Annotated in this window: 28 protein-coding genes and 3 pseudogenes; 20 read left to right on the forward strand and 11 right to left on the reverse strand. The window is 72.4% G+C overall.

What is annotated here, in order from left to right:
- Positions 1 to 198: 198 nt before the first annotated feature.
- Positions 199 to 732, forward strand: a pseudogene (locus ABT288_RS38040) (hypothetical protein); the annotation flags it as partial.
- Entirely contained in the window at positions 644 to 889 is a 246-nt protein-coding gene (locus ABT288_RS38045; RefSeq protein ID WP_228623721.1) for a hypothetical protein, read from the forward strand. The pseudogene ABT288_RS38040 and the gene ABT288_RS38045, both read left to right, overlap by 89 nt.
- A 12-nt stretch (positions 890 to 901) precedes the next feature.
- On the opposite strand, the gene ABT288_RS38050 is transcribed toward ABT288_RS38045, so the two are convergent.
- A complete protein-coding gene (locus tag ABT288_RS38050) occupies positions 902 to 2,137 on the reverse strand; it encodes an RICIN domain-containing protein (protein ID WP_351618088.1) in 1,236 nt (411 codons plus the stop codon).
- A 327-nt stretch (positions 2,138 to 2,464) separates the two neighbouring features.
- Here ABT288_RS38050 and ABT288_RS38055 point away from each other — a divergent pair, with 327 nt between their 5' ends.
- The 8 genes from ABT288_RS38055 to ABT288_RS38090 all read left to right on the forward strand — a co-directional run bounded on the left by ABT288_RS38055 (position 2,465) and on the right by ABT288_RS38090 (position 10,040).
- Entirely contained in the window at positions 2,465 to 2,659 is a 195-nt protein-coding gene (locus ABT288_RS38055; protein WP_351618091.1) for a hypothetical protein, read from the forward strand.
- Entirely contained in the window at positions 2,656 to 3,108 is a 453-nt protein-coding gene (locus ABT288_RS38060; RefSeq protein WP_351618093.1) for an MrpF/PhaF family protein, read from the forward strand. The genes ABT288_RS38055 and ABT288_RS38060 overlap by 4 nt, the downstream gene beginning before the upstream one ends.
- A 393-nt stretch (positions 3,109 to 3,501) precedes the next feature.
- Positions 3,502 to 3,765, forward strand: coding sequence for a Na(+)/H(+) antiporter subunit B (locus ABT288_RS38065; protein ID WP_351618095.1), 264 nt, complete (start codon positions 3,502 to 3,504; stop codon positions 3,763 to 3,765).
- Positions 3,762 to 4,499 (forward strand): MnhB domain-containing protein, encoded by a 738-nt coding sequence (locus ABT288_RS38070; RefSeq protein WP_351618096.1) that lies wholly within the window; start codon positions 3,762 to 3,764, stop codon positions 4,497 to 4,499. The genes ABT288_RS38065 and ABT288_RS38070 overlap by 4 nt, the downstream gene beginning before the upstream one ends.
- Positions 4,500 to 4,507: 8 nt before the next feature.
- Complete coding sequence (locus ABT288_RS38075) at positions 4,508 to 4,855, forward strand: sodium:proton antiporter (RefSeq protein ID WP_351618150.1); 348 nt, start codon at positions 4,508 to 4,510, stop codon at positions 4,853 to 4,855.
- Positions 4,855 to 6,627, forward strand: a complete 1,773-nt coding sequence (locus ABT288_RS38080; protein WP_351618098.1) for a complex I subunit 5 family protein — start codon at positions 4,855 to 4,857, stop codon at positions 6,625 to 6,627. Before ABT288_RS38075 ends, ABT288_RS38080 begins: the two co-directional genes overlap by 1 nt.
- A 187-nt stretch (positions 6,628 to 6,814) precedes the next feature.
- Positions 6,815 to 9,052, forward strand: a complete 2,238-nt coding sequence (locus ABT288_RS38085; RefSeq protein WP_351618100.1) for an ArnT family glycosyltransferase — start codon at positions 6,815 to 6,817, stop codon at positions 9,050 to 9,052.
- 40 nt (positions 9,053 to 9,092) lie between these two features.
- Entirely contained in the window at positions 9,093 to 10,040 is a 948-nt protein-coding gene (locus ABT288_RS38090) for a ribose-phosphate diphosphokinase (RefSeq protein WP_351618101.1), read from the forward strand.
- Here ABT288_RS38090 and ABT288_RS38095 read toward each other — a convergent pair.
- Entirely contained in the window at positions 10,015 to 10,389 is a 375-nt protein-coding gene (locus ABT288_RS38095) for an anti-sigma factor antagonist (RefSeq protein ID WP_351618103.1), read from the reverse strand. The genes ABT288_RS38090 and ABT288_RS38095 overlap by 26 nt on opposite strands.
- Before the next feature lie 153 nt (positions 10,390 to 10,542).
- Positions 10,543 to 11,493, reverse strand: coding sequence for an NADP-dependent oxidoreductase (locus ABT288_RS38100; RefSeq protein WP_351618104.1), 951 nt, complete (start codon positions 11,491 to 11,493; stop codon positions 10,543 to 10,545).
- A gap of 71 nt (positions 11,494 to 11,564) precedes the next feature.
- On the opposite strand from ABT288_RS38100, the gene ABT288_RS38105 reads away from it, so the two are divergent.
- Entirely contained in the window at positions 11,565 to 12,521 is a 957-nt protein-coding gene (locus tag ABT288_RS38105; RefSeq protein ID WP_351618106.1) for a GlxA family transcriptional regulator, read from the forward strand.
- Positions 12,522 to 12,566: 45 nt separating this feature from the next.
- Here ABT288_RS38105 and ABT288_RS38110 read toward each other — a convergent pair whose 3' ends face one another.
- Positions 12,567 to 14,192 (reverse strand): amidohydrolase, encoded by a 1,626-nt coding sequence (locus tag ABT288_RS38110; RefSeq protein WP_351618108.1) that lies wholly within the window; start codon positions 14,190 to 14,192, stop codon positions 12,567 to 12,569.
- An 18-nt stretch (positions 14,193 to 14,210) separates the two neighbouring features.
- Positions 14,211 to 15,713 carry an APC family permease gene (locus ABT288_RS38115; RefSeq protein WP_351618110.1) on the reverse strand — a complete coding sequence of 501 codons (1,503 nt, stop codon included), beginning with the start codon at positions 15,711 to 15,713 and terminating at the stop codon, positions 14,211 to 14,213.
- Between the two features lie 125 nt (positions 15,714 to 15,838).
- Between ABT288_RS38115 and ABT288_RS38120 the strand changes: the two genes are divergently transcribed.
- Both ABT288_RS38120 and ABT288_RS38125 read left to right on the forward strand, forming a co-directional pair.
- The gene (locus ABT288_RS38120) at positions 15,839 to 16,558 is read left to right on the forward strand and encodes a TetR/AcrR family transcriptional regulator (protein ID WP_351618111.1); all 720 of its coding nucleotides are present in this window, start codon (positions 15,839 to 15,841) and stop codon (positions 16,556 to 16,558) included.
- A 43-nt stretch (positions 16,559 to 16,601) separates the two neighbouring features.
- On the forward strand, positions 16,602 to 17,066 hold the full coding sequence (locus tag ABT288_RS38125; protein ID WP_351618113.1) for a pyridoxamine 5'-phosphate oxidase family protein: 465 nt from the start codon (positions 16,602 to 16,604) through the stop codon (positions 17,064 to 17,066).
- On the opposite strand, the gene ABT288_RS38130 is transcribed toward ABT288_RS38125, so the two are convergent.
- A complete protein-coding gene (locus ABT288_RS38130) occupies positions 17,053 to 17,379 on the reverse strand; it encodes a DUF4235 domain-containing protein (RefSeq protein WP_351618115.1) in 327 nt (108 codons plus the stop codon). The two genes, ABT288_RS38125 and ABT288_RS38130, sit on opposite strands and share 14 nt — an antisense overlap.
- Before the next feature lie 70 nt (positions 17,380 to 17,449).
- Positions 17,450 to 17,605: pseudogene (locus tag ABT288_RS38135) on the reverse strand (glutathione S-transferase C-terminal domain-containing protein); the annotation flags it as partial.
- Between the two features lie 57 nt (positions 17,606 to 17,662).
- Between ABT288_RS38135 and ABT288_RS38140 the strand changes: the two are divergent.
- Positions 17,663 to 18,679, forward strand: a complete 1,017-nt coding sequence (locus tag ABT288_RS38140) for a cation diffusion facilitator family transporter (RefSeq protein WP_450857894.1) — start codon at positions 17,663 to 17,665, stop codon at positions 18,677 to 18,679.
- 79 nt (positions 18,680 to 18,758) lie between these two features.
- Here ABT288_RS38140 and ABT288_RS38145 read toward each other — a convergent pair whose 3' ends face one another.
- Complete coding sequence (locus tag ABT288_RS38145) at positions 18,759 to 19,208, reverse strand: nitroreductase family deazaflavin-dependent oxidoreductase (protein ID WP_351618118.1); 450 nt, start codon at positions 19,206 to 19,208, stop codon at positions 18,759 to 18,761.
- Positions 19,209 to 19,409: 201 nt separating this feature from the next.
- Here ABT288_RS38145 and ABT288_RS38150 point away from each other — a divergent pair, with 201 nt between their 5' ends.
- The 3 genes from ABT288_RS38150 to ABT288_RS38160 are packed head-to-tail and all read left to right on the forward strand — an operon-like array spanning position 19,410 to position 21,070.
- Positions 19,410 to 19,580, forward strand: coding sequence for a hypothetical protein (locus ABT288_RS38150; RefSeq protein ID WP_351618120.1), 171 nt, complete (start codon positions 19,410 to 19,412; stop codon positions 19,578 to 19,580).
- 59 nt (positions 19,581 to 19,639) lie between these two features.
- Positions 19,640 to 20,869: a cytochrome P450 gene (locus ABT288_RS38155; RefSeq protein WP_351618122.1), complete on the forward strand. Its 1,230-nt coding sequence runs from the start codon at positions 19,640 to 19,642 to the stop codon at positions 20,867 to 20,869.
- A gap of 12 nt (positions 20,870 to 20,881) precedes the next feature.
- On the forward strand, positions 20,882 to 21,070 hold the full coding sequence (locus ABT288_RS38160) for a ferredoxin (protein WP_351618124.1): 189 nt from the start codon (positions 20,882 to 20,884) through the stop codon (positions 21,068 to 21,070).
- Between the two features lie 60 nt (positions 21,071 to 21,130).
- On the opposite strand, the gene ABT288_RS38165 is transcribed toward ABT288_RS38160, so the two are convergent.
- On the reverse strand, positions 21,131 to 21,709 hold the full coding sequence (locus ABT288_RS38165; protein ID WP_351618152.1) for a TetR/AcrR family transcriptional regulator: 579 nt from the start codon (positions 21,707 to 21,709) through the stop codon (positions 21,131 to 21,133).
- Between the two features lie 130 nt (positions 21,710 to 21,839).
- On the opposite strand from ABT288_RS38165, the gene ABT288_RS38170 reads away from it, so the two are divergent.
- Together ABT288_RS38170 and ABT288_RS38175 are read left to right on the forward strand one after the other, a co-directional pair.
- On the forward strand, positions 21,840 to 22,298 hold the full coding sequence (locus ABT288_RS38170) for a nuclear transport factor 2 family protein (RefSeq protein WP_351618125.1): 459 nt from the start codon (positions 21,840 to 21,842) through the stop codon (positions 22,296 to 22,298).
- A gap of 9 nt (positions 22,299 to 22,307) precedes the next feature.
- The gene (locus tag ABT288_RS38175; protein WP_351618126.1) at positions 22,308 to 22,832 is read left to right on the forward strand and encodes a flavoprotein; all 525 of its coding nucleotides are present in this window, start codon (positions 22,308 to 22,310) and stop codon (positions 22,830 to 22,832) included.
- On the opposite strand, the gene ABT288_RS38180 is transcribed toward ABT288_RS38175, so the two are convergent.
- Positions 22,829 to 23,680 (reverse strand): hypothetical protein, encoded by an 852-nt coding sequence (locus ABT288_RS38180; RefSeq protein WP_351618128.1) that lies wholly within the window; start codon positions 23,678 to 23,680, stop codon positions 22,829 to 22,831. The genes ABT288_RS38175 and ABT288_RS38180 overlap by 4 nt on opposite strands.
- A 136-nt stretch (positions 23,681 to 23,816) precedes the next feature.
- Positions 23,817 to 24,198, reverse strand: a pseudogene (locus ABT288_RS38185) (endo alpha-1,4 polygalactosaminidase); the annotation flags it as partial.
- 122 nt (positions 24,199 to 24,320) lie between these two features.
- Between ABT288_RS38185 and ABT288_RS38190 the strand changes: the two are divergent.
- A complete protein-coding gene (locus tag ABT288_RS38190; RefSeq protein ID WP_351618132.1) occupies positions 24,321 to 25,289 on the forward strand; it encodes an aldo/keto reductase in 969 nt (322 codons plus the stop codon).
- The last annotated feature ends 5 nt before the right edge of the window (positions 25,290 to 25,294 follow it).

Genomic DNA, 25,294 nt, shown 5'->3' on the forward strand with positions numbered 1-25,294 from the left:
TCTCCGGCCGTGTGCCGTTGCGGGTGCGCCCCCGCGCCGGCGTCGCACCGGTCAACCGCCTGTTCGGTGGGGGCTTTTGCCGGGGCTTCCGCTGCGCCGATACCGCCGGCCGGCCCCTCACCCGCTCCGGCCGGCTCACCCGGATCCGGGCCCTGACCCCTCGCGGGGCGCGGGCCGAGCCCGCCCCGGGTCACCGCCTGCGCGGTGCGCCTGCTGGACCTCGGCTTCTTCCGTAGCGGCAGCGACCGGCACATGCGCTCCAGTGAGACGTACGGCCTGACGACCATGCTGCGCGAGCACGTCCGCTGCGGCCAGGGCGAGATCACCTTCAGCTGTGCGGCCAAGGGCGGCGTGGAGACGGTCCGGGCCCTCGAACAGGTCCGTGCCGTCACCCGGGCGCTGTTGCGGCGCCTGCCCGGCGGCGACCGCTTCCTCGCCTCCTGCGTGGGTGGCTTCTGGCGCGACCCGCACAGCGACGACCTCAACGAGGCGTCGCGCCGGCTGGCCGGTGCCGAGGTCACCGCCAAGGACTTCCGCACCTGGGGTGGCAGGGCGCCCGAATGGTCGAGGCGGCGGTTCTCGATCTTCTGGACGGCTCCGGTGGATGACTCATCGGGACGCGATGCGTTCTACGCTCTATTGCATGACCGAACAAGGAGCTCCCTACATCTCCCATCCACGGGTCCTGGTGCACGGAGTGTGCCCCGGCAAGCCCGGCGAGCCGCCTTTTAGGATCATGGAGATCGACGGTCAGGTCATCGGTGAGGCCAGGACCGTCACCGACGTACTGGAGGCCGCCGCCTCGTACGGCATCACCATCCACGACCTGGACGACCCCGACATGGTCCGCTGGGTCGGTGGTGGCAAGTACACCTGGACGCTGCACTGAGCGGCGCGCGGCTCAGCCGACCGTCCACTTCTGGTTGGCGCCGCCCGTGCACGTCCAGATCTGCAGACGGGTGCCGTTGGCCGAGTTGTTCCCGGTCACGTCGAGGCACTTGTCGGCCTGCGGATTGACGATGTCGTGCGCCCCGGTGACGGTCCACTTCTGGTTCGGGCCGCCGGTGCAGTCCCACAGCTGGACGGTCGAGCCGTCCGCGGTGCCGTTGCCGGTCACGTCCAGGCACTTGCCGAGCGCCCGGATCGTGCCGTCCGAGCCGACCGTCCACTGCTGCGCGGCCGTGCCGTTGCAGTCGTAGAGCTGCACCGGTGTGCCGTTCGCGGAGTTCGCGCCGGCCACGTCCACGCACTTGCCGGCCAGGCCCCGTATCGGCACCCCGGCCGCGCTGTCGCTCGTCGTCACCGACACCGAGTCCACCACCAGTTGCTGCGGGAACTGGGTGCTCGCGTCCGGGTCGCCGGGCCAGTAGCCGCCGACGGCCAGGTTCAGGATCAGGAAGAACGGCTTGTTGTCGAACACCCAGGTCTTTCCGCCCAGGTCGGCGGGCGTGCGCCGCTCGTAGACGGTCCCGTCCACGGACCAGGTGATCGAGCCGGGCGCCCAGTCGACGGCGAACGTGTGGAAGGCGTCCGCGAAGGCCTGTCCGTTCGGCAGGCTGTAGGCCGCGCCGATCCCGCCGGATCCCGAGTAGCCGGGGCCGTGGATGGTGCCGTGCACGGTCGAGGGTTCGAAGCCGACGTTCTCCATCACGTCGATCTCGCCCGAGTCGGGCCAGTTCACGGGCGTGCCGAGCATCCAGAACGCCGGCCACATGCCCTGACCGCGCGGTATCTTCATCCGCGCCTCGACGTGCCCGTACTGGGCGTTGAACTTCCCGGCGGTGTTCAGCCGGGCCGAGGTGTACTGGCAGCTGCCGTACCAGCACTGGTAACCGGCCGGGTTCTCCTTGCGGGCCGTGATGACCAGGTGGCCCTGGCCGTCCAGGGCCGCGTTGTTCGTGCCCGAGGTGTAGTACTCCCGTTCGTGGTTGTTGACGTTGTCGCCGGTCTCCAGATTCCACTTCGAGGAGTCGACCGCGGAGCCCGCGGGCCCGTCGAAGTTGTCGGAGAAGGTGGTGACGGTCGCCGCCGCCGGCGCGGCGGCCTGGGCCCGTGCCGGACCGACGGCGGCGGAACCGACCAGGGCGGCGGACAGGGCGGCGAGGAGACATCTGCGGAGCAGGCGTGGGGAGGCCATGGCTCTCCGTTCGGCGTGGGGGATGGAGTTGCCTCTTGATTTAAGGAGTGAGAAAAGGAGGCGTCAATACCCTGGTGCAGACCTGCTGTTGACGGACCGTCATGTGGCACGGGCATCTCCGGCGGTGAACTCTCCCGCGCAGTGGGGAGGTTGCCGGGCAACGGGCCCCGGATGCCGGGGGACGTTTCCGTTCACGCTCCCGGGGCACTCCGGTTGTGGACCCGCGTGCCGCCGCCCCTCCAGGGACCCCGCGGTGCTTGGATGCCCCGAGCGGCGCATCGGACATATCGCCGCGCACGTGTGCAGAGCGGACCGAGGAGGTGGCGGATGACCCGGCGTACGGCCTCCCGCACGGTCCTCCTCACCTTCGGTGAACTCCTGGCCTGGTGGGGTGCGCTGGCGCTGCTGTGGCTGGTGTTCATCACATCGGTCGACACCCTCGAACGGGTCGTCGGCGGGAGCGCCGCGGCGGTCGGGGCACTGCTGGCGCGGGCCGGCCGGCGGGCGGTGACCTGGCGGTGAACGGCTGGATCCTCGCGGCGACCGTCGAACTGGGCGGGGGAGGGGCGGCCGCTCTGTGGGGCGTCACCACGGGAGGACCGGCCCGACGGGTCGTCGCCCAGAACATGACCACCTCGGCCCTGTGCCCGGCCCTGCTGCTGTTCTCCCAGGGCTACGGCCGCCCGGCCTACGTCGACCTCGCCCTGCTGCTGGCCCTGCTCGGCCCGGTCGGCACGCTCGTCTTCGCCCGGCTCCTCTCGGACGACCTGGAGGGCGAGCGGCCGAGCGCGTGGGGGCTGACCTGGACCGCCGCCGCACTCAGCGCGGTGGTCGTGGCCGCTGTCTGCGCCGCCACCGGCCCCGGCCGTGCCATGGCGAAGCTCCTGGTCATCGGCGCCCTCCTCATCAGCGGCAACGTGATCGCCTCCCGCGCCCTGTCCGGCGGATTCCGGGGGGTGCGGGGTGGCTGACAGGAGTCCGGACAGCGCTCATGGACTCCCGGGCGTGGGCGTGTTGGCGCGGCGTTGCGCGGCGGCGGGCGTGCCGGTGAGCGTGCCAGTGGCCCGGCGGCCCGGATGCGGCATGGCTGTGAGGCGGCCCCAGGGGCGCGGGGTCGCTGAGGGCCTGCCAGGACCCGGGAGGGCCGACGGGCCGCCGGGACGTGGGACGGCCGACGTGCCCGCGAGGCGCCGGCGGGAAGGCGTCGCGTTCCGGGTGAGCGCACGAGGGCTGGCCGGTCATGCCGTCGCCGATGTGCTGGTGTGCCGGGTGGAGCGGTGCGTCGGAGCCGATGGGGGCGTACGCGCGTCGCAGGGGCGCGCGGTGGCCGGCGTACTGTCGGGCGGACCGGGCGGAGGTGCGGCGTGGACGATGCCGTGATCGTCGTGGCCCTGCTGCTGATGGCCGGCTGCGCCACCGCCGCCGTCGTCCAGCGCGACCCCGCACGGCAGGCACTGGTGCTGTCCGTGCTCGGGTCCGTGCTCGCCGTCCTGTTCACCGTGCTCCAGGCACCGGACGTCGGCCTGTCCCAGCTGGCCGTCGGTTCCGCGCTCACCCCGCTGCTGATCATGCTGAGCGTGCGCAAGGTCAGACGCCGCGGTCGCCCGGAGGACGGTGGTGCGAAGTGAACCGGCTGCGGCTCGCCCTGCTGGCCGTCGGCGGCGCCGGCCTGGCCGCCCTGCTCGTCACCGCCTGCCTCGACCTGCCCGGCTTCGGCGGCCGGAGCCATCCGTACGGCACCCGGGCTGTGCACGCCTCCCTCACCCGGCACACCGCCAACACCATCGCCTCCGTCAACTTCGACCAGCGCGCCTACGACACCGTCGGAGAGATGACCATCCTGTTCGCCGCCGTCCTCGGCTGTGTGGTGCTGCTGCGCCAGGCCCGCGACGAGCACCGGGCACAGCCGCAACCCGCCGAGGTGGCCCGGCCGGTCCGCCGCTACGCCCTGATCGTGCTGCCCGTCGCCCTGGTCACCGGTCTCTACGTCATCGCCCACGGCCAGCTCAGCCCGGGCGGCGGCTTCCAGGGCGGAGTCGTCGCGGCGACCGCCCTGCACCTGCTGTACCTCGGCGCCGACTACCGCGCGCTGGAACGCATCCGCCCGCTCGCCGTCTACGAGGCCTCCGACGCCCTCGCCGTCTCCTCCTACCTGGTGCTGGGCCTCGCCGGAGTCCTGGCCGGCACCGCCTTCCTGGCCAACACGCTGCTGCCGTACGGCACCTTCAACACGCTGTCCTCCGGCGGCACCGTCCCCCTGCTGAACGCGGCCATCGGCATCGAGGTGGCGAGCGCGGTCGTCGTGCTGCTCGCGAACTTCCTCGACCAGGCCGTCGAGATCGAGGAGGAGCACGGGAGTTGACCACCGTGATGCACGTCCTTCCCTACCTGGTCGCCGCCTACGTCTTCCTGACCGGCTGCTACGGCCTCGCCACCAGCCGCAACCTCATCCATGCCGTCGGCTGTCTCGCGGTCTGCCAGTCCTCCACCTATGTGCTGCTGCTGGCGGTCGGCTACCGGAACGGCGGCACCGCACCCGTCTTCTCCGACCTCGAGCCCGGCTCCCGGCCGCTGGTCGACCCGGTCGTCCAGGCGCTCACCCTCACCGACATCGTCGTCGGCGCCACCGCCACCGCCCTGCTGCTCGCCCTCGTCCTGCAGATCGCCAAACGGCACGGCACGGTCGACCCCGACGAACTGCGGGAGCTGCGCGGCTGATGCCCCATCTGCTCCCGCTGCTGGTCGCGATCCCCCTGCTCGGCGCCGCCCTGCTGGTGGCCATCGGCCGCCGTCTGCCCCGGATCGCCGCGGAGATCACCGGCTTCGTGGTCTCCGGCGGCACGGCCGCCCTCGCGCTGGTGCTGCTGCTGAACTCCTCACCGCCGATGGTCGAGTGGGTCGGCGGCTGGCAGCCCGTCGACGGCGAGAGCGTCGGCATCGTCGTCGTCGGCGACGGCCCCTCGCTCGGCATGGCCGCGCTGGTCTGCCTGCTGACACTGGCCGCACTCGCCTACTCCTGGCGGTATTTCGACGAACCGCCGCGCGGTCACCCCGGCGCCTTCACCGCGCTGATGCTGGTGTTCCAGGGCGCCATGTGCGGGTTCGCCATCGCGGGCGACCTGTTCAACGCGTTCGTCTTCTTCGAGCTGATGAGCGTCACCGCGTACGCGCTCACCGGCTACCGCATCGACGACCCGAAGGCCGTACAGGGCGCGCTGACCTTCGGTGTCGTCAACTCCCTCGGCGCCTACGCCATGTTGATGGGTATCGGCCTGCTGTACGCCCGTACCGGCGAGCTGGCCATGGCGAAGATCGGGCGCGGTCTCGACGCGGCGGCCGGGCACGGCGGTGCGGACGCGCTGGTCCTCGCCTCCTTCGTCCTCGTGCTGACCGGGCTGCTGGTGAAGGCGGCCGCCGTGCCCTTCCACTTCTGGCTCCCGGACGCCCACGCCGTCGCCCCCACCCCGGTGTGCATGCTGCTGTCCGGGGTGATGGTCGAACTCGGCGTCTACGGCGTCTGGCGGGTGTACGGCACCGTCTTCGCCGGACCCGGCGGAATCCCCGCCGCCGACCTGACCCGGGCCCTGGTGACGCTCGGCGCGCTCACGGCCGCGACCGGCGCCGTCATGTGCTGGTACCAGCGGCACATCAAGCGGCTCCTCGCCTACTCCACCGTCGCCCACACGGGGCTGTTCCTCGTGGGCATCGGCGTCCTCACCCCGCGGGGCGACGACGGGGTCGCCCTCTACATCCTCGGGCACGCCGGAGTGAAGGCCGCGCTGTTCGCCTGCGCGGGCGTCCTGCTCGACCGCTACGGCGGCCTCGACGAGCACACGCTGTACGGCCGGGCCCGTGAACTGCGCGCGACCGCGGTGATGTTCGCCGTGGGCGGTCTCGGTCTCGCGGGCCTGCCCCCGTTCGGTACGGGTCTCGGCAAGGCGGTCACCGAGGAGGCGGTCGGCGGCCCGCTCACCGTGGTGTACGTGGCCGCCTCCGCGATCACCGCCGGCGCCGTCCTGCGGGTCACCGCACGGGTGTTCCGCGGCCTCGGGCCGCGCCCCGAGGAAGCCGACGCCGACCTGGAGACCAGCGGATCCGAGGAGGAACCGGAGACGACCGGACCGCTGAGCCGGATCCCGGACACCATGACGACGGTCCCCGCCGTGCTGCTCGCCGCCGCCCTCGCCGTCGGATCGGTCCCCGGATTCGGCGACCTGGTGGCCCGTTCCGTCAACGAGGCGGGGTCGGGCGGCGCCCAGGCCTCGGCGCAGTGGACGGTGCACGGTGTCCTGCTGGGCCTGGCCTCCACCGCACTGGCCCTGGCCCTCGCCGGTCTCGCGGTGGCCCGCCCGCACTGGACCGCCGCCCCCGACTGGTCCCGGTTCCTGCGCCGGCTGCAGTCCGGCCATGTCGGCGACTACGTGGCCTGGCTGCTGATGGGCGCCACGGTGCTGGGGGTGCTGGCCCTGCCGGCGGTGTTCGGCGGCTGACCGGCACCTGTGCGACGGCTGTCGGATTCCTGTGTACAGCGGAATCCAGTCGCAGGTAAGGAACGCGCTTTTCCGCCGCAAATTCCATGTCGTGTGATTAAAGAGATGCCCTGGGTGTGGTGAGAGTTTCCTTGAAGGGGGCCGCTACGGCGTGGTGGGGGCGGGCGGTTGACGAACACTGCTGCGCATGGCCACGAACGTCCTCGACACAACCGCGTCCACCGGTGCCGCCCGCCGCGCACTCTGGCGATCACCGGCGGACGAGCCCGCGTACGCGCGCCCGGCGCTGCTGCTCCTCACCGTGCTCGCCGCCGTCCTCTACAGCTGGGGCATCGACCACAGCCAGTACCACACGTTCTATGCGAGCGCCGCCCGCAGCATGACGGAGAGCTGGAAGGCGTTCTTCTACGGCTCTTTCGACCCCGGGAATTCCATCACGCTCGACAAACTGCCCGGATTCCTGTGGCCGCAGGCGCTCTCCGCGAGGCTTTTCGGATTCCACCCCTGGGCGCTGGTCCTGCCGCAGGTCCTGGAGGGAGTGGCCAGTCTGCTCGTCCTGCACCGTCTGGTGCGCCGCTGGGCGGGGGTGAACGCGGCGCTGATCGCCTGCACGGCCTTCCTGGTGACCCCCGTGGCGGTCGGGTTGTTCCGCACCGCGGTCGAGGACCCCGCGTTCACGCTGTGCCTGCTGCTGGCGGCCGAGGCCACCGGGCGCGCCGCCCGCGACGGCCGGTTGCGCCCGCTGCTGGCGGCCGGTGCCTGGGTCGGCCTGGGCTTCCAGGCCAAGATGCTCGAGGCGTGGGCCGTACTGCCGGCGCTCGCCCTGGTCTATTTGCTGTCGGCACCCCTCACCCTGCGGCGGCGTCTGCTGCACCTCGGTGTGTCCGCCCTGGTGATGACCGCCGTGTCGGCGTCGTGGATGCTCGCCGTCACCCTCACCCCGGCCCAGGACCGGCCGTACGTGGATGGCACCACCAACAACTCCGCGTTCAGCATGGTGGTCGGCTACAACTTCCTGAACCGCTTCTCCTCGCTCGGCATCAGCGCGGCCTCCACGGGCAGCGTGAGCGCGACCCAGGGCGGCGGAGGCGGCCACACCGGCGCCGGACGGACATTCGGCGGCGCCGTTGGCACGGGTGCCGGGCTCGTCCGGGACGCTCGTGGACCGGCGGTCACCCCGGCCACGGCCGGGGCGGGTGCGGGCCGTCGCGGCGCCGGCGGGTTCGGCGAGGGCCAGAACGGCTGGTCGAAGATGTTCGGTACGGCGCTCGCCTCGCAGACCGGCTGGTTCTACCCGTTCGCCACGGTGGCCGCCGTTTGCGGACTGCTGTGGTGCCGGGGACGGCCGCGCACCGACCGGCTGCGCGCCGGATACGTCCTGTGGACCGCCTGGCTCGCCCTGTACTTCCTGGTCTTCAGCGCGGGCAGCGTCGGCGGCCACACGTACTACATGGGCGTCATCGCGGTACCGCTCGCCGCGCTCACCGGTGCCGGGAGCGTGCTGATGTGGCGCGCCCACCGGGCCGGCGGCCGCCGCGCCCGGGCCCTGCCGGGCGCGGTCGCGGCGACGGCCGCCTGGAGTGCGTACCTGGCGGGCCGGTTCCCGTCGTTCCTGCCCTGGCTGGCCCCCACGGTGACCGTGCTCGGCATCGCCGCGGTGGTGCTGCTCCTCCTCGCCCGGCCCGGAGGGCCCCGCGCGGCGGGCCGCCTCGCGCTCGCCGGGCCGGCCGCCGCCCTGGCCGCCCTGCTCCTCGCGCCGAGCGCATGGGCCGTACAGGTCTTCACCCCCGGTTACCGCACCTCCGCCATGGGCGCGATCGGCCCGTCCGCCCTGAACCGCGGTCCCGGGGCGGCAGGTTCGGGACCCGGTCGGCTCGGCCGGGCGGCGTGGGCCGGCGGCGGCACGTTCGGGCAGGCGGTCCCCGGTGGCATGCGCGGCTCGGGCCGGATCGGATCCGTCGGCGGGGACGGTTCCGGCGGCTGGGGCGGCTTCGGGGGCGCCGACGGCAGCGGCACCCTGAGCGCGGACCAGCGCCGGCTGCTCGACTACACCCGCGCGCACCAGGGCGCCGCCACCTACGTGTTCGCCGCCGGGAGCTGGAGCACCGCGTCGCCGTACATCCTGGCGACCGGCGCCCACGTGCTGCCGCTCGGCGGCTTCAGCGGCCGTGTGCCGTTTCCCACCCAGGCGCAGTTCCGGCGGCTGGTCGACGACGGCAAGGTGCGGTACGTGCTGCTGGGCGGCGGCCGCGGCATGGGCCCCGCGTCCGCAGGCACCGGGAGGACGGCCGCCACGCAGATCACCGCCTGGGTGCGGTCCGCCTGCACCGAGGTCCCGGCTTCGGCCTACGGCGGGACGACCCCGTTCGGCGACGCGCGGACGGCGACCGCCCAGACCCTCTACCGGTGCGGCCCCGGTCGGTAGCATGATCCCGGTCCTGCGGTGATCAGGCGAGGAGCGGATCATGCGAGACATCGCCGTCTTCAGCGGCAGTGCCCACCCCGACCTGGCCCACGAGGTCTGCGCCCACCTCGGCGTACCGCTCAGCCCGACCCGCATGAGCCGGTTCGCCAACGACTGCCTCGGGGTGCAGCTCCAGGCCAACTGCCGGGAGCGGGACGTCTTCCTGATCCAGCCGCTGGTCCGGCCGGTGCAGGAGCACCTGGTGGAGCTGCTGCTCATGTGCGACGCCGCCCGGGGCGCCTCCGCGGCCCGGATCACCGTCGTCATGCCCCACTACTCCTACGCCCGCTCCGACAAGAAGGACGCGCCGCGCATCTCCATCGGCGGCCGGTTGGTCGCCGATCTGCTCGTGGCGGCGGGCGCGGGCCGGGTGCTCGCCATGACCCTGCACTCCCCGCAGGTGCACGGCTTCTTCTCGGTGCCGGTGGACCATCTGAACGCGCTGCGCGAACTCGCCGCGCACTTCCGGCAGTACGACCTGACCCACACCACGGTCGTCTCGCCGGACCTCGGCAACGCAAAAGAGGCCGCCGCCTTCGCCCGGCTGATCGGGGCTCCGGTGGCGGCCGGAGCCAAACAGCGGTTCGCGGACGACCGGGTGACCATCAGCTCCGTCATCGGCGATGTCACCGGCCGGGACGTCATCGTGCTGGACGACGAGATCGCCAAGGGCAGCACGGTGGTGGAACTCCTGGCCCGGCTGCGGGAGCTGGGTGCCCGAACGGTCCGGGTGGCGTGCACGCACGGGCTGTTCGCGGCGGGTGCGCTGAAGCGGCTGAGCGAGCAGCCGGACGTGCTGGAGATCGTCTGCACCAACACCGTGCCGCCCCCCACGGAGGAGCGGCACACCGACAAGCTGAGGGTGCTCACCATCGCCCCGGCCCTCGCCGAGGCCGTACGGCGCATCCACAACGGTGAATCGGTCAGCGCCCTGTTCGAGCAGTCGTAGCCAGGGCCGCGTCCAGCGTCGGCTGCGGCGGCAGCAGCCGGGACAGACCCGTGACCCGGAAGACGCGCAGGGTCAGCGGATGCGTGCACACCAGGTGCACCTGCCCGCCGCCGTCCAGCACCCTGGCGCGGGCCCGGTACAGCAGCCGCAGCCCCGAACAGTCGAAGAACTCCACCGACCGCAGGTCGATGACGACAAGTGCCCCGGGCCGGCCGGTGACCCGGTCCAGCAACGGGCCGACCTCCGTCGCCGAGACCAGGTCGATCTCGCCCCGCAACTCCAGCACCGTGTGCGCCCGGTGCTCGTACACACGGAGGTGACGGGTGAGCGGTGCAGGCTCGTCTCGCACGACGGCATCACCTCCCACCCGTGCCCGGACGTCGGTCTCCCGATCGTCAAGTTACCCTCGATGGAAGGAATTTGAGCATGTTCGGTTGACATATGTCTTCGAGTTTGAGGCGTGTCGTCCAGTAACCCTTCTCAGTAGGCCGAGCGTTGCCGCTCAGTCGACCAGAAGGACCAGCTTCCCCGTGGTCCGTCCGGTGTCGCCCACTTCATGCGCCTTCGCCGCCTCGGCCAGCGGGAACGTCCCGGCGATCGTCGCCTTCAGCTTCCCGGACTCCGCCAGCTCCGCGACCTTCTCCATCCCGGCCCGGTCGGCGTCCACCAGCATGCGCACAGCCCGTACACCGCGCCGCTCGGCCTCGTCGTGGAACTCCGTCGAGCCCACCGGCAGGATCGACACCACCACACCGCCCGGCCGCAGCACCTTCAGCGACTCCACGGAGGTCTCGCCGCCGAGCGTGTCCAGGACCACGTCGACGTCCCGCACCGCCTCGGTGACGTCGGTCGCCCGGTAGTCGACCGGCTCGTCCACGCCGATCTCCCGCAGGAAGTCGTGCTTGCCCGCGCTGGCCGTGCCGATCACATACGCACCGCGCGCCTTGGCGATCTGCACCGCCACATGCCCGACCCCGCCGGCCGCCGCGTGGATCAGCACCCGCTGCCCGGGCCGCACGTCCGCGTGCTCGGTCAGCGCCTGCCAGGCGGTCAGGGACACCAGCGGCAGCGCGCCCGCCTGGGTGTGGTCGATCGAGGCCGGCTTGTGCGCCAGGGCGCGCACCGGGGCGATCACGTACTCGGCGTGCGAGCCGTGGCCGTACGGGTAGGGCAGCATGCCGAAGACCTCGTCGCCGGGCTCGAAGGCGGCCACGCCGATCCCGGTCTCGACGACCTCGCCGGAGACGTCCCAGCCGAGGACGAACGGCGGCTCGCCCAGGAAGCCGCCGGTGGCCCGGTGCTTCCAGTCGGTGGGGTTGACCCCGGCCGCCCGGACCCGGACCAGCACCTGGTTGGGGCCCGGCTTCGGCCGCTGCATCCGTACTTCCTTCAGGACCTCGGGACCGCCGAGGACGTCCTGGCCGATGGCTCGCATCGTGTTCACATCGCTCATGGTCACCCAGCCTGCCCGGAGCAGCCCTCCCGGAAAATGGCATGAATGCCAACCTTCGATAAGATCGTGCCATGCATGGCAAACGGAGTCCCGAGCGGGTGGTCGTCCTGGCCCTCGACGGCGTCTACCCCTTCGAGCTGGGCATCCCCAGCCGCATCCTGGGGGCCGCCGACGGCCGGTACGAGGTGCTGACCTGTACGGTCGACGGCCGCCCGGTGCGCACCAACGCCGACTTCACGATCGGTGTCGAACACGGCCCGGAGATCCTTCGGACGGCGGACACCGTGGTGGTCACCTCGATGCCGCCCGCCCACATCCCCGCCGGACTGCCGGACGAGGTCGCCGCGGCCCTCGCCCACATCCGCCCGGACGCCCGGATCGTCTCGATCTGCACGGCCGCGTTCGTGCTCGCCGAGGCCGGCCTGCTCGACGGCCGCCGGGCCACCACCCACTGGCAGGTGGCCGACCTGTTCCGCCGCCGCTTCCCGCGGGTGGACCTCGACCCGGACGTCCTGTTCGTCGCCGACGGCCGCATCCTCACCTCGGCCGGCGCCGCCTCCGGTGTGGACATCTGCCTGCACATCGTCCGCACCGACCACGGCGCTGAGCTGGCCAACTCCGTCGCCCGCCGCTGTGTCGTCCCGCCGTTCCGGGACGGCGGCCAGGCCCAGTACATCGAGCAGCCGGTCCCCGTCAGCGGCGCGGCGAGCACGGCCGCGACCCGCGCCTGGGCGCTGGAGCGCCTGGACGAGCCGCTCACCCTGTCCGACCTCGCCGGCCACGCCCGGATGAGCCTGCGCACCTTCGCCCGCCGCTTCAACGACGAGGTCGGCCTCAGCCCCGGCCGCTGGCTGATCCAGCAGCGCATGGCCCGCGCCCGGCATCTGCTGGAGTCCAGCGACCTGCCGGTCGACCGGATCGCCGCCGAGGTCGGCTTCGCCACCGGCGCCTCGCTGCGCCAGCACCTGCACGCGGCGATCGGGGTGTCCCCGCAGACGTACCGCCGGACCTTCCAGCAGGCCCGCTGAACCGTTCCGGCCGGCTGCGGGGGACCCGGACGGCGGCCCACGCACTCATTCGGCGGCGTACACCCGCTCACCCCCCACGTAGGTGAGCGCCACCGCCGTCTCCGCGACCGCCTCCGGCGGCCCGGCGAACGGATCGCGGTCCAGCACCACCAGATCGGCGAGCGCGCCGACGGCCACCCGGCCGGTGTCGTCCAGATGGTTCACGTACGCGGACCCGGCCGTGTACGCCGTCAGCGCGTCCGCGAGGCCGAGCCGCTCCTGCGGCAGGAACACCGGGCCGCTGCCGCCCGGCTCGACCCGGTTGACCGCGACATGGATGCCCTGCAGCGGATCGGGGCTGCTCACCGGCCAGTCGCTGCCCGCCGCGAGCCGCGCCCCCGAACGCAGCAGCGCCCCGAACGGGTACTGCCACGCGGCCCTCTCCGCGCCGAGGAACGGGATCGTCAGCTCGTCCATCTGCGGCTCGTGCGCCGCCCACAGCGGCTGGATGTTCGCGGTCGCGTCGAGCCGGGCGAAACGCGGCACGTCGTCCGGGTGCACGACCTGAAGATGCGCCAGATGCGGCCGGGTGTCGCTCGGCCCGTTCGCGGCACGGGCCGCCTCGATCGCGTCCAGCGCGTCGCGTACGGCCCGGTCGCCCAGCGCGTGGAAGTGGCACTGGAAGCCAAGGGCGTCCAACTCGGTGACGTACTTGGGCAGTTGTCCCGGGTCGATGAAGCTCTTGCCGCGGTTGGCGGTCGCGCACCCGCACCGGTCCAGATAGGGATCCAGCAAGGCGGCCGTACCGTTCTCGGCGACCCCGTCCAGCATCAGCTTCACCGTGCCCGCCCGGAACCGGCCGTGGCTCAACGCCGCCCGCTTCTCCGCGAGTTCGGGGATCTGCTCGGCCCCGCGTTCCCGGTCCCACCACAGCGCGCCCCGCACCCGCGCGGTGAGCGAGCCGTCCCGCGCCGCCGTGAGATAGGCCGCGGCCGGGTCGTCCATCCCGAGGAAGTCACCGACGAGCGCGTCCTGCCAGGCGGTGATGCCGAGCGCGTGCAGATGCCGCTGGGCGTGCAGCAGCGCGGCCAGCCGGTCGGCCGGCGTGGCGGGCGGGGCGAGCCGGCCGACCAGCTGCATCGCACCCTCCTGGAGCGTGCCGCTCGGCTCTCCGGAGGCGTCCCGCTCGATCCGCCCGTCGGCCGGGTCGGGCGTGTCCCGGTCGATCCCGGCCAGCTCCAGCGCCCGGCTGTTGACCCAGGCGCCGTGGTGGTCCCGGTTGGGCAGATACACCGGGCGGTCCGGTACCACCGCGTCCAGCAGCTCCTTCGTCGGCGTACCCCCCTCGAACGCCTCCATCGACCAGCCGCCGCCCAGGATCCACTCCCGCTCCGGACGGGCCTCGGCGTACGCCCGTACGGCGGCCACGGTCTCCTCGGCCGTCGCCCGGCCCGACAGATCGCACTGGGCCAGTTCCAGACCCGCCGGCACCGGATGTACGTGAGCGTCCTGGAAGCCGGGCAGCAGCAGCCGGCCGGCGAGGTCGACCACGTCCGTGCGCGGCCCGGCGAGGTCGCGCAGCTCGTCGTGCCCGACGGCGGTGATCCGGTCCCCGGTGACGGCCACAGAGGTTGCCGTACGGCCGTCCGGAGTGAGGACGGGACCGCCGGTGAAGAGGAGATCAGCGTGCATGATGCCTTTCCTGACAGGTCAGTTGGAGGTGGTGAGCAGCTCGGGTGCGTCGGCGTCGGTGCCCGCCCCGGTACGGAAGTACGGCGACCTGCGCACCCACCTGGCCCACGCGGCCACCGCGAACCCGGACACGATCATCGCGACCGGCATCAGCAGCAGGAACCAGCCGTTGTCCGCGCGGAGTTCGAGATGGTCGGCGGAGGTGTAGAAGGACCAGCAGAGATAGCCGCCGAGGCCCAGCAGGGCCAGCGCGCTGAGCGTGGGCAGCAGCACCGCCCGGACACCCTGCCGCCAGTCGTCCCGCAGCAGCGAGCGGAAGCGTACGGCGGCCGCCAGCGCGGTGAGCGCGTAGGACAGGGCGACGACGATGCCGACGGCGTTCACGATCGCGTCGATCATGTCGGCGAGGCGGGGGATCACCAGCGCGCCCGCCGCCACCGCGACGGCCAGCGCCCCGATCAGCAGCGTCCCGGCCGCCGGAGTCCCGTACCGGGCACTGACCCGGGACCACACCGGTCCGAGGGTACGGTCCCGGCTCATCGCGAACATCCCGCGCGCCGTCGGGATGACCCCGGCCTGCAGCGAGGCCACCGCCGAGAACATCAGCGCCACCAGCGGCAGCGCGGCCAGCGGCTGGTCGGCCAGCCGGTCCCCGTAGTAGGCGAGCCCCTGCGCGCCGTGACCGGCCAGCTCTCCCTGGGACAGGACCCGTTGGAAGGCCACCGAGCCGAGCAGGAACAGCCCGAGCATCGTCACCAGGGTGATGGTCCCGGCCCGGGAGGCGTCCCGGGGGTCGCGCACCTCCTCGTTGACGGTGAACGCCGCCTCGAAGCCCCAGTAGCAGAACACGGACAGCAGCAGGCCCTGCGCCAGCGCCGTCGCCGAGGGAATCGCGAACGGGTCGAACCAGGAGAGGCTGAAGGAGTGCGCCCCGGTGACGATGCCGTAGCCGCAGAACCCGAGCAGGACCACGTACTCGAAGACCAGCAGCCCGGTCTGCAGCCGGGCCGCCGTGCGCACACCGGTCACGGCGGTCAGGGTGACGGCGACCAGGACGACGATCCCCACCGCCGTCGTCTGGGCGGTCGAGCCCGGGTCGAGGCCGAGGGATCCGATCCGGTGCAGCCCCGCTTCACCGGCGAGCTGCAGCAGCGCCGACCCGGTGACGGCCGTCGTGTAGGCGAGGAACGCCACGCTCGCCACGAAGTTCACCCAGCCGACCATGAAGCCGAGCCAGGGGCTGAGCGAACGGCCCACCCACACATAGCCGTTGCCCGCGTTCGGTTCCACCCGGTTCAGCCGCGAGTAGGCCCCGGCGATGCCGAGGACGGGCAGGAACGCCAGCAGCATGATGGCCGGCAGGTGCGGGCCGACCACGCCAGCGGTCACCCCGAGCCCGATGCCGATGCTGGTCGTGGCGGCCGTACTGGAGGCGGCGACGGCGACGCCGTCCACCACGCTCAGGGACCTGCGCAGCTCGGGCCGCGCGGGGGGATCCACTCCCAAGGGTGTGTCGCTCATGGCCGGTTCTCCGCTCGCACCGCGGGGCCCCGGACGGCCCCGGTGACCGGACATGTAACTGCCGGGGTACTTAACAGGTCAACGGTGTTGTCATAAGGTGCCGGGCACACCCCCAGGGAGGCCTCATGACCGACCGTGTCGTCCCGGCCGCCGCCCGGCAGCGCCGCCGCCCCACCAAACAGGGCGTGATGCTGTCCGAGGAGCTGATCGTGGAGACCGCCCTCCGGCTGATCGAGGAGCACGGCGCCGACGCGCTGTCCGTGCGCCGCCTCGGCCGGGCCCTCGGCGCCGACCCCAGCTCCCTCTACCGGTACTTCCGGCACACCGACGACCTGATGCTGGCCATCGCCGACGAGCTGATCGGCCGTACCCTGCGGACCTGGCGGCCGACCGGCGACTGGGCCGCCGACCTGCGCGACCTGGGCCTGCGCATGCACGCCGGGGCCCTCGCGCACCCCCGGGCGGCGATGCTCAGCGCCCACCGCGTCACCGGGCGCGCCCATGAGATCCAGGCCGTCGAAAGCATCCTCGGGGTGCTGCGCCGGGCGGGTTTCCCGGCCCCGGAGGCGGTGCGGATCTACCACGCGTTCGTCGACCAGGCCCTCGCCTTCGGCGCCCTGGACTCCGCGGGCACCGCCCTGCCCCGGGCCGCGCGCGAGGCCGAGGCAGAGGTATGGCGGAGCACCTACGGCCGGCTGCCCGCCGAGACCCACCCGCACATCGCGGCCACCGCCCCCCATCTCGTCGCCACCATGCGCTCCAGCTCCTACCCGGCCGCCCTGGAACTCCTCCTGACCGCCGCCCGGACACGCCTTGATCACATTCGTGCGGGGACCGGGGGCTGACGGCCACACTGGACGGGACCGGATCCCGAGGAGGCCGTACGCCATGACCCCACCGCCCGCCCGCACCGCCGCAGAGCGCAAGAAGGACACCCTCCACCGGCTGGAGAACGACGTCGACGCGTGGGTCGCCACCGCCGCCCCCGACGGCGCCGCCCCCTATCTCGTGCCGCTGTCCTTCGTGTGGGACGGCGCCACCTTGCTGATCGCCACCCCGGCCGAGAGCCCCACCGGCCGCAACCTCGTGGCCACCGGCCGGGCCCGCCTCGGCCTCGGCCCGACCCGGGACGTCGTCGTGATCGAGGGCACCGTCCAGTCGGTCGTCCCGGAGGACCTCCCCGAGGAGGACGCGGAGGTCTTCGCCGGCAAGACGGGCTTCGACCCCCGCCAACTCGCCACGCGCTACCTGTACTTCAGGGTGCTCCCGCAGCGTGTGCAGGCGTGGCGCGAGGAGAACGAGCTGAAGGGCAGGGAGCTGATGCGCGACGGGCAGTGGCTCAGCGCCCCGTAGGGGCGGCTCGGCCCCGTGTGCCCTCCTCGGAGGCCACAGGCCAGACCCCCGTGGACCGGGCAATCGCCTTCGCCCCCGTACGATTCACCGCACTGCGCACCACGGCGAAGATCGCCCCCTGCACCGCCGCCGCCAGCAGAATCTCCCCCCACCCCCGGTCCCGGTCCAGGGCGTCGGGTGCCTCCTCCTCGTGCCGGAGCGCCATCCACGCCTTCCGGAAGGCGATACCGGCCAGCGCACCGCTCGCCCAGCTGAGCACGAAACCGATCGGCTGGTAGACGAAGGGAAGCTTCTTCTTCTTTGTCTTGCCCATGTGTCACTTCTTCCTCGTCGGGCGGCCCTCATGCGGGCCGCCCCTCGGGGGCCACCCGTTCGCCGGGGGCGTGATGGACGGCGTCGAACCGGACCAGCGTCGCGAACAGCCGGATGTCCGCTTCCGTGCGGGTGCCGCCGACCGGGAACCGCCGTCCGGCCGGCCGTTCGACGATCGGTTCCAGCCACCGGAAGACACCCGCCCACCCCTCCTCGTAATCCTTCTGGCCCCTTTCGGCGCGTGGAACGGTGTGATCCGCCTGCTCGGGGGCAGTCGGCGTTGGGTGAGCGGGACATCGTCCGAGGGCGAGCGGAACGGTGAGCAGAGCCGCGGGACGCCCGGCACGGTCGTCAGGGCCGACCGGAGCACCAGGGTCACCGTCCTGGTGGCGCTCGCCGCCAACGTGCTGATCGCCGTGGCCAAGGCCGTCGGCGGGGTCCTCGCCGGCTCGCCCGCGCTGCTGTCCGAGGCCGCGCACTCCGTCGCCGACAGCTTCAACGAGGTGTTCCTGCTGGCCGCGCTGCGCCGCAGCCGGCGCCCCGCGGACGAACAGCACCCCTTCGGCTACGGCAAGGAACGCTTCTTCTGGTCCCTGCTCGCCGCCGTCGGCATCTTCGTCATGGGCGGCTGCTTCTCCTTCTTCCAGGGCGCCGAGGCACTGCGTCAGGGCACCGAGGAGAAGTTCAGCGGTTATGTGGCCGGTCTGGCCGTGCTGGGCGTGGCCCTGGTCGCCGAGGGCGCCTCGCTGCTGCGGGCCCTGTACCAGGCGCGCCGGCAGGGCGGCGGGCCGGGCGGGACGGGCGACCCGGCGCTGCGCACGGTGGTCGCCGAGGACGGCACCGCGGTGCTCGGTGTGACGCTCGCCCTCGCCGGGATGGGGGTGCACATGGTCACGGGGCAGGTCGCCTGGGAGGCGTCCGCGTCGCTGGCGATCGGCGTCCTGCTCGTGTACGTCGCCTACCGGCTCGGCCGCGAGGCCCGCGACCGGCTCATCGGCGAGGCCGCCGACCCGGAGCTGAGCGGCAGGATCCGCTCGCTGCTGCAGGCCCAGCCGGAGATCGACAGCGTGGAGGCGCTGTTCACGATGAAGATGGGCCTCGACTCCACCCTGGTGGCCGCCCGCATCGACCTGGCGCCGGGCCTGGACAGCGAGCGGGTGGAGGAGGTCGCCGTACGCATCAAGCGGTCCCTGGCCCGGATGTGCCCCGAGGCCGACCAGATCTTCCTGGACGTGACCGACCGGCCGGCGGGCGAGGCACGAGAAAGCCCCGCCGCGACGGGGGAACGCGGCGGGGCCTGACGCACGAGTGCCCGCCCCGAGACGGGCCCACACCCTTACGGCGCGGATATTTCCGAAACCCGCCGGTACCCGGCGCGAATCAGCTCTCGTCGAAGGGCTCCAGCACGAAGACGGGGATCTCGCGCGACGTCTTCTTCTGGTAGTCGGCGTACGGCGGGTACGCGGCGACGGCCCGCTCCCACCACCGAGTCTTCTCCTCGCCGGTGACCTCACGGGCCCTCATGTCCTGCTTGACCGGCCCGTCCTGCAGCTCGACATGCGGATCGGAGACGATGTTGAAGTACCACACCGGATGCTTGGGCGCGCCGCCCTGCGAGGCGACCACCGCGTACCGCCCCTCGTGCTCCACCCGCATCAACGGCGTCTTGCGGATCTTCCCGCTCTTCGCGCCCCGGCTGGTCAGCACGACGACCGGCAGCCCGGTGTCCATCAGGGTGGTGCCCTTCGTCCCGCCCGAGCTCTCGTACAGCTCGACCTGCTCGCGCACCCACTGCGCCGGGCTGGGTTCGTACTCGCCCTCAAGAGGCATGGGATCCGTCCCCTTCGTCGGTCCAACAGCTGTCTGCCACCGGCATTCAACACCCGTGGCCCCGCGAATCATCCGTGCCGCGGTCCGCTTGCGCCGACGGGGGGACGACCTCCGGGGTTCGCACCGCGGTGCTGCTGGTGGTTCAGTGGTCAGTGTCCTGACCGCCGAGCCGCGGGAGGTGACCATGGAGTCGGCCCCCTCGTGCCGACCGGCGACGTGGTCGTGCCAGATGCCGTCCGGCACACGGCGGCACCGGGCGGCAGAGCCCGCGCCGCCCCGCACCTGACCGGCCGGAATCCGCCCCCGCGACCACTCGTCTTCGGCCAGATCACCCACATCGCCGAACTGGCCGAACTTCCAGTCGACCCATAGATGCCCGGGGCATCTAATGAAGATCGGCACGACGCACCTCTTCGTCTGCGAGGTCTTCCATGACGGAACTGACGGACCCCACCGGCCCGGCGAACCCGGCCGCCCCCGTCGCCTTCCCGCAGGACCGCACCTGCCCCTACCACCCGCCCACCGGATACGAGCCGCTGCGGGACGGACGAGCCCTGTCCCGCGTCACCCTCTTCGACGGCCGCGAGGTCTGGGTCGTCACCGCCCACGCCACCGCCCGCGCCCTGCTCGCCGACCCCCGCCTGTCCAGCGACCGCCGCCGTCCCGGCTTCCCCATCCCCGCGGAACGCTTCGCGGGCGTCCGCGACCGCCGGGTGGCCCTGCTCGGGATGGACGATCCCGAACACCAGCGCCAGCGGCGGATGATGATCCCGTCGTTCACCGTCAAACGCGCGGCCGAGCTGCGGCCGTGGATCCAGCGGACCGTGGACGGGCTGCTGGACGAGATGATCGCGCAGGGGCCGCCCGTGGATCTGGTCTCCGCCTTCGCCCTGCCCGTGCCGTCGATGGTGATCTGCGGCCTGCTCGGAGTGCCGTACTCGGACCACGAGTTCTTCGAGGAGCAGTCCCGCAGGCTGCTGCGCGGCCCGCGGGCGGCCGACTCCGTGGACGCCCGCACACGCCTGGAGGAGTACCTCGGCGCCCTGATCGACGACAAGGCGAAGCAGGCGGAGCCCGGCGACGGCATCCTCGACGACCTCGTCCACCAGCGGCTGCGCGACGGCACACTGGACCGCGCCGAGCTCGTGTCGCTGGCTCTCATCCTGCTGGTCGCGGGGCACGAGACGACCGCCAACATGATCTCCCTCGGCACCTTCACCCTGCTCCAGCACCCCGACCGGCTGGCCGAGTTGAGCGCCGACCCGGCGCTGCTGCCCGCCGCCGTGGAGGAGCTGATGCGGATGCTGTCCATCGCGGAGGGCCTGGCGCGGGTGGCGCTGGAGGACATCGAGATCGCCGGCACCGTCATCCGGGCCGGCGAGGGCGTGCTCTTCTCGACCTCGGTGATCAACCGCGATCCGGCCCTCTACGACGCCCCCGACACCCTGGACTTCCGTCGCCCCGTGCGCCACCACGTGGCGTTCGGCTTCGGGATCCACCAGTGTCTGGGGCAGAACCTGGCCCGCGCTGAGCTGGAGACCGCCCTGGGCGGCCTGCTGACCCGGCTGCCGGGGCTGCGCCTGGCCGTCCCGGCCGAGGAGATCCCCTTCAAGCGCGGCGACACGATCCAGGGGATGCTGGAACTCCCCGTGACCTGGTAAGAGGCTCTGCTCATGCACATCGACATCGACAAGGACGTCTGTATCGGCGCGGGTCAGTGCGCGCTGGCGGCACCGAACGTCTTCACCCAGGACGACGACGGCTACAGCACCCTGCTGCCCGGACGTGAGGACGGCGAGGGGGACCCGATGGTCCGGGAGGCGGCCCGCGCCTGCCCGGTGGGCGCGATCAAGCTGTCCTAGGCCCTGTCGTCGGACTCCCTCCACCAGCCGGGCGGGACGACGGGAGTCCGACCGCAGGATCTAGGCCGGACGGCCGGGCCCGCCCGGGCCGGCGGCCGTCATCAGGGCCCGCGCCGCCTCGCGGGCCTCGGCCGCCGGCCGGGTGGTCCCCGTGATGCCGGCGGTCACCATCGCGCCCTCGGCGAGCAGGAACAGGGGTCCGGTGAGCGCGGCGGGCAGTCCGGCGTCCGCCACGAGCGAGGCGAGGTAGTCCCGGAACGCCTCCTTGTGGGCCCGCACCTGCTCGGCGACCAGTCCGGAGGTGGCACCCAGTTCGCCGTAGGCGTTGATCCAGGCGCAGCCGCGGAAGCCGTCCTCGCCGAACCACCCCTCCAGCCAGTCGAACACGGCCGGGATCCGCTGCCGCGGGTCCCGCTGCCCGGCCACGTGCTCGGCGAGACGCCCGCGCCAGCGCTCGTCCCGCCGGGCCAGGTAGGCGGCGACGAGCTGCTCCTTGGCGGGGAAGAGCTGGTAGAGGCGCTTGAGCGAGACCCCCGACGCGCCGCGCAGTTCGTCCATCCCCACGGACTGCACGCCCCGGGCGTAGAACAGCTTCTCGGCGGCGTCGAGCGCCCTGTCCCGGGCGGCCGCGCTGTCCATCGGCGACACCATCACCCCTCCATGCCCCTGGCCTGCCGCGCTCCTTGACTGGAGAACGAGCGTTCTCCTACGGTAGCAGCCGCCCGGAGAACGTGCGTTCTCCGCCGTTGTCCGAGCCCAGGAGGAGACCATGACGGACCGCCCGCCCCTGCCGCCGTTCACCCGTGAGACCGCCGCGCAGAAGGTCCAGGCCGCCGAGGACGCCTGGAACACCCGCGACCCGCACAAGGTGGCGCTCGCCTACTCCGAGGACTCCGTCTGGCGCAACCGCGACACCTTCGTCACCGGCCGCGCCGGGATCGTCGCGTTCCTGACCGCCAAGTGGGAGCGCGAGCTGGACTACGCGCTGCGCAAGGACCTGTGGGCCTTCGACGGCAACCGCATCGCCGTCCGCTTCCAGTACGAGTCCCGGGACACGGACGGCCGGACGTGGCGCTCCTACGGCAACGAACTGTGGGAGTTCGACGAGCACGGGCTGATGACCCGGCGGGAGGCCAGCATCAACGACGTACGCATCGAGGAGAAGGACCGCCGTATCCACGGCCCGCGCCCCGAGGCCGAGCGAGGGGTGTCGTTCCCGCTTCAGTAGGGTTCCCGGATGACCGAACAGGCCGGGAAACCCTTCCTCTACGTCGTCGTCTGCGCGGCCGGGATCGCCGCCAGCGTCAGCAAACTGATCGGCGCCGCCCAGGAACGCGACTGGGAGGTCGGCGTCATCGCCACACCGGTCGCCATGGGCGGCTTCTTCGACAGCGAGGCCGTGGCGGCGCAGACGGGCCGGCCCGTCAGATCGGCCTGGCGCACGCCGGCCGACCCGCGCCCCTTCCCGCCGCCGGACGCCGTCGTGGTGGCACCCGCCACCTTCAACACCGTCAACAAGTGGGCCACCGGCATCGCCGACACCCTCGCGCTCGGCACCCTGTGCGAGGCCGCGGGCCTGGGCATACCGGTCGCCGTCCTGCCCTGCGTCGCCGACGCGCTGGCCGCCCATCCCGCCTACCGGGACAGCCTGGCACGGCTGCGCGCGATGGGCGTCCGCTTCGGCGACCCGTACACCGGCGAAGCCCGGCCGGACGGCGGGCGGCCGGACTTCGCCTGGGAACGTGCGCTGGATCTGCTCTAGCGGCAGGTCAGCGTCGGCCCGGCCAGCATGTTCCCGGTGAACATGTCCTGGCCCTTCGGCACCCAGTAGCCGAGCTTCGACACCACCGTGGAGCACTTCGCCCCCACCGTGAAGCGGACCTTCAGTGTCTCCGGGTGGCCGGGCTGCAGCTCGGTCACCGTACAGTCCAGGGAGTGCGCCAGCCGGGTCTTGCCCGGGTACCGCCCCACCAGCGGGTTGACGCAGCGCTTGTCGGCCGTGCTGATCCGCAGACCGGTGCCCTCCTGGCCGATCATCCCCAGCCGCGCGTTGCCGTCGCCCTCGGTGCTGTCCCGGCGGATCGTGTACGTCACCGTGGTCGTGGCGTTGCGGCGCAGCACGCTCTTGTCGACGGTGACGGTGTGCGTCGCCTTCGCCTTGGGCGCGGTCAGCGCGACGGTGGCCTGCACCGTGCCCTTGAGGTCGACCCCCGCGGGCGTCGACCGGACGCGCACGGTGGCGCTGATGTCGTAGGTGCCCGGACCCGGGTACAGCCCCGAACCGGGCAGCGCTCCGGTGCCCAGCGTCTTGCCGGACCGGGCGACCTTCCACGTGCCCTCGGTGCGGCAGGCGTAGCGGACCCGGGTGCGGCCGATCCGGCAGGTGGCCGGGGCCGTGATGTTGAATCTCGGGGAGCCGGTGTCCGCGCACAGGCTCACATCGGCCTCCTCGCCGTGCGCACCGCGCAGCGTGCCGGCGAGCGAGCACAGCGTGCCAGGGGTCTCCGGCGCCGGTGCGGCGGCGGACTGCGCGCAGGCGGGGGCGACGAGGGCCAGTGGCAGCAGCGCTGCTCCGGCAAGGATCCTCAGGGTGGTGGAACGAGTCGGCACCGCGTTTCCTCCGGGGCGGCCGAGACCGGCCGGATGCCGGTCGTCTGCGCCGAGGATGAGCCGACCGTACGACGATCGGCCGCTCCCACGCCGGATGATCACCTGGGGGTACCAATGCGGCGCCCGGCCACTCCGCCTTCCGTACGTACCCCTCGCTTCCCGGAGTGGACACGTCCCCCTCCCGCCGGACGATGCCCAGCCGGTCGCCCCGATGGGCGAGCGCCGAGCGCGACCCGCCGTCGGTGTACTCGATGTCCGCCACCCGGTCGTCGAACGCCTTCGCGAACACTGCGCGATGGCAAGGCGCGGGCGTGCGCGTGCCGGGACAGCAGGGTCATGAAGGCGGTCGCGTCGGCCGGGGTGAGCAGGCGGTGGGAGCGGGTGCAGCTGTCGTGGTTGTGCGGCTCGACGGCGTCGAAGCCCTTCTTCGCGCAGCCGTCGACCCACCCGTTCACCCGCTCGGCCACCCGCTCCCGCTCGGCCGGGGTGCGGAGGCCGAGCAGGGCCTCGTTCCAGTCCACGCCGGGCGGCGCGGCACGTGGCAGGATCAAATCGCCCGCGCGCCGCGGTCGTCAAGCCGGTGCCGGGCCACGCCGTAGGCTCGTGGGTGACCATCGTCCCGAAGGCAGGAGCAGCAACGATGCAGTACGTGAAGCTCGGTTCGACGGGCCTGGACGTCTCGCGGATCTGTCTGGGCTGCATGACCTACGGCCTGCCCGACCGCGGCGTCCACGAGTGGACACTCGACGAGGAGGCGTCCCGCCCGCTCGTCCGGCAGGCGCTGGAGGCGGGCATCACCTTCTTCGACACCGCGAACGTCTATTCCGACGGCACCAGCGAGGAGATCGTCGGCAAGGCCCTGCGCGACTTCGCGAACCGCGACGAGATCGTGCTGGCCACCAAGGTGCACGGCCGGATGCGGCCGGGCCCCAACGGCGCCGGGCTGTCCCGCAAGAACATCATGACGGAGATCGACCACAGCCTGCGCCGCCTCGGCACCGACTACGTCGACCTCTACCAGATCCACCGCTACGACCACGCGACCCCCGTCGAGGAGACGATGGAGGCGCTGCACGACCTGGTCAAGGCGGGCAAGGTCCGCTACATCGGGGCGAGTTCGATGTACGCCTGGGAGTTCTCCAAGCTGCAGTACACGGCGGAGCGGCACGGCTGGACGAGGTTCGTGTCCATGCAGAACCACTACAACCTCCTCTACCGCGAGGAGGAGCGGGAGATGCTGCCGCTCTGCGCCGACCAGGGCGTCGGCGTGCTGCCGTGGAGCCCGCTCGCCCGTGGCCGGCTCACCCGTGACTGGGGCACGGTCACCGAGCGCAGCGCGAACGACAACTTCGGCAGCCGTCTGTACCTGGAGAGCGACCGCGCGATCGTCGAGGCCGTCACCCGGATCGCGAACGACCGGGGCGTGCCCCGTGCCCAGGTGGCCCTCGCCTGGCTCCTGCACCAGGACACGGTGGCGGCACCGATCGTCGGCGCAGCCAAGCCGCACCACATCGAGGACGCGGTGGCGGCCGTGGAACTGGAACTGACCGAGAAGGAGACCGAGGAGCTGGAGCAGCCCTACACGCCGCATGCGATCAGCGGGCACTGAGGTTC

This window comes from Streptomyces sp. NPDC001093 (assembly GCF_040298985.1).
In the GTDB taxonomy this organism is placed as follows: Bacteria; Actinomycetota; Actinomycetes; order Streptomycetales; family Streptomycetaceae; genus Streptomyces.

Bases quoted from the DNA above. Each gene is read 5' to 3' on its own strand.
- ABT288_RS38045 (WP_228623721.1), top strand. From the start codon at position 644: ATGACCGAACAAGGAGCTCCCTACATCTCCCATCCACGGGTCCTGGTG.
- ABT288_RS38050 (WP_351618088.1), bottom strand. From the start codon at position 2,137: ATGGCCTCCCCACGCCTGCTCCGCAGATGTCTCCTCGCCGCCCTGTCC.
- ABT288_RS38055 (WP_351618091.1), top strand. From the start codon at position 2,465: ATGACCCGGCGTACGGCCTCCCGCACGGTCCTCCTCACCTTCGGTGAA.
- ABT288_RS38075 (WP_351618150.1), top strand. From the start codon at position 4,508: ATGCACGTCCTTCCCTACCTGGTCGCCGCCTACGTCTTCCTGACCGGC.
- ABT288_RS38080 (WP_351618098.1), top strand. From the start codon at position 4,855: ATGCCCCATCTGCTCCCGCTGCTGGTCGCGATCCCCCTGCTCGGCGCC.
- ABT288_RS38085 (WP_351618100.1), top strand. From the start codon at position 6,815: ATGGCCACGAACGTCCTCGACACAACCGCGTCCACCGGTGCCGCCCGC.
- ABT288_RS38090 (WP_351618101.1), top strand. From the start codon at position 9,093: ATGCGAGACATCGCCGTCTTCAGCGGCAGTGCCCACCCCGACCTGGCC.
- ABT288_RS38100 (WP_351618104.1), bottom strand. From the start codon at position 11,493: ATGAGCGATGTGAACACGATGCGAGCCATCGGCCAGGACGTCCTCGGC.
- ABT288_RS38105 (WP_351618106.1), top strand. From the start codon at position 11,565: ATGCATGGCAAACGGAGTCCCGAGCGGGTGGTCGTCCTGGCCCTCGAC.
- ABT288_RS38110 (WP_351618108.1), bottom strand. From the start codon at position 14,192: ATGCACGCTGATCTCCTCTTCACCGGCGGTCCCGTCCTCACTCCGGAC.
- ABT288_RS38115 (WP_351618110.1), bottom strand. From the start codon at position 15,713: ATGAGCGACACACCCTTGGGAGTGGATCCCCCCGCGCGGCCCGAGCTG.
- ABT288_RS38120 (WP_351618111.1), top strand. From the start codon at position 15,839: ATGACCGACCGTGTCGTCCCGGCCGCCGCCCGGCAGCGCCGCCGCCCC.
- ABT288_RS38125 (WP_351618113.1), top strand. From the start codon at position 16,602: ATGACCCCACCGCCCGCCCGCACCGCCGCAGAGCGCAAGAAGGACACC.
- ABT288_RS38130 (WP_351618115.1), bottom strand. From the start codon at position 17,379: ATGGGCAAGACAAAGAAGAAGAAGCTTCCCTTCGTCTACCAGCCGATC.
- ABT288_RS38145 (WP_351618118.1), bottom strand. From the start codon at position 19,208: ATGCCTCTTGAGGGCGAGTACGAACCCAGCCCGGCGCAGTGGGTGCGC.
- ABT288_RS38155 (WP_351618122.1), top strand. From the start codon at position 19,640: ATGACGGAACTGACGGACCCCACCGGCCCGGCGAACCCGGCCGCCCCC.
- ABT288_RS38160 (WP_351618124.1), top strand. From the start codon at position 20,882: ATGCACATCGACATCGACAAGGACGTCTGTATCGGCGCGGGTCAGTGC.
- ABT288_RS38165 (WP_351618152.1), bottom strand. From the start codon at position 21,709: ATGGACAGCGCGGCCGCCCGGGACAGGGCGCTCGACGCCGCCGAGAAG.
- ABT288_RS38170 (WP_351618125.1), top strand. From the start codon at position 21,840: ATGACGGACCGCCCGCCCCTGCCGCCGTTCACCCGTGAGACCGCCGCG.
- ABT288_RS38175 (WP_351618126.1), top strand. From the start codon at position 22,308: ATGACCGAACAGGCCGGGAAACCCTTCCTCTACGTCGTCGTCTGCGCG.
- ABT288_RS38190 (WP_351618132.1), top strand. From the start codon at position 24,321: ATGCAGTACGTGAAGCTCGGTTCGACGGGCCTGGACGTCTCGCGGATC.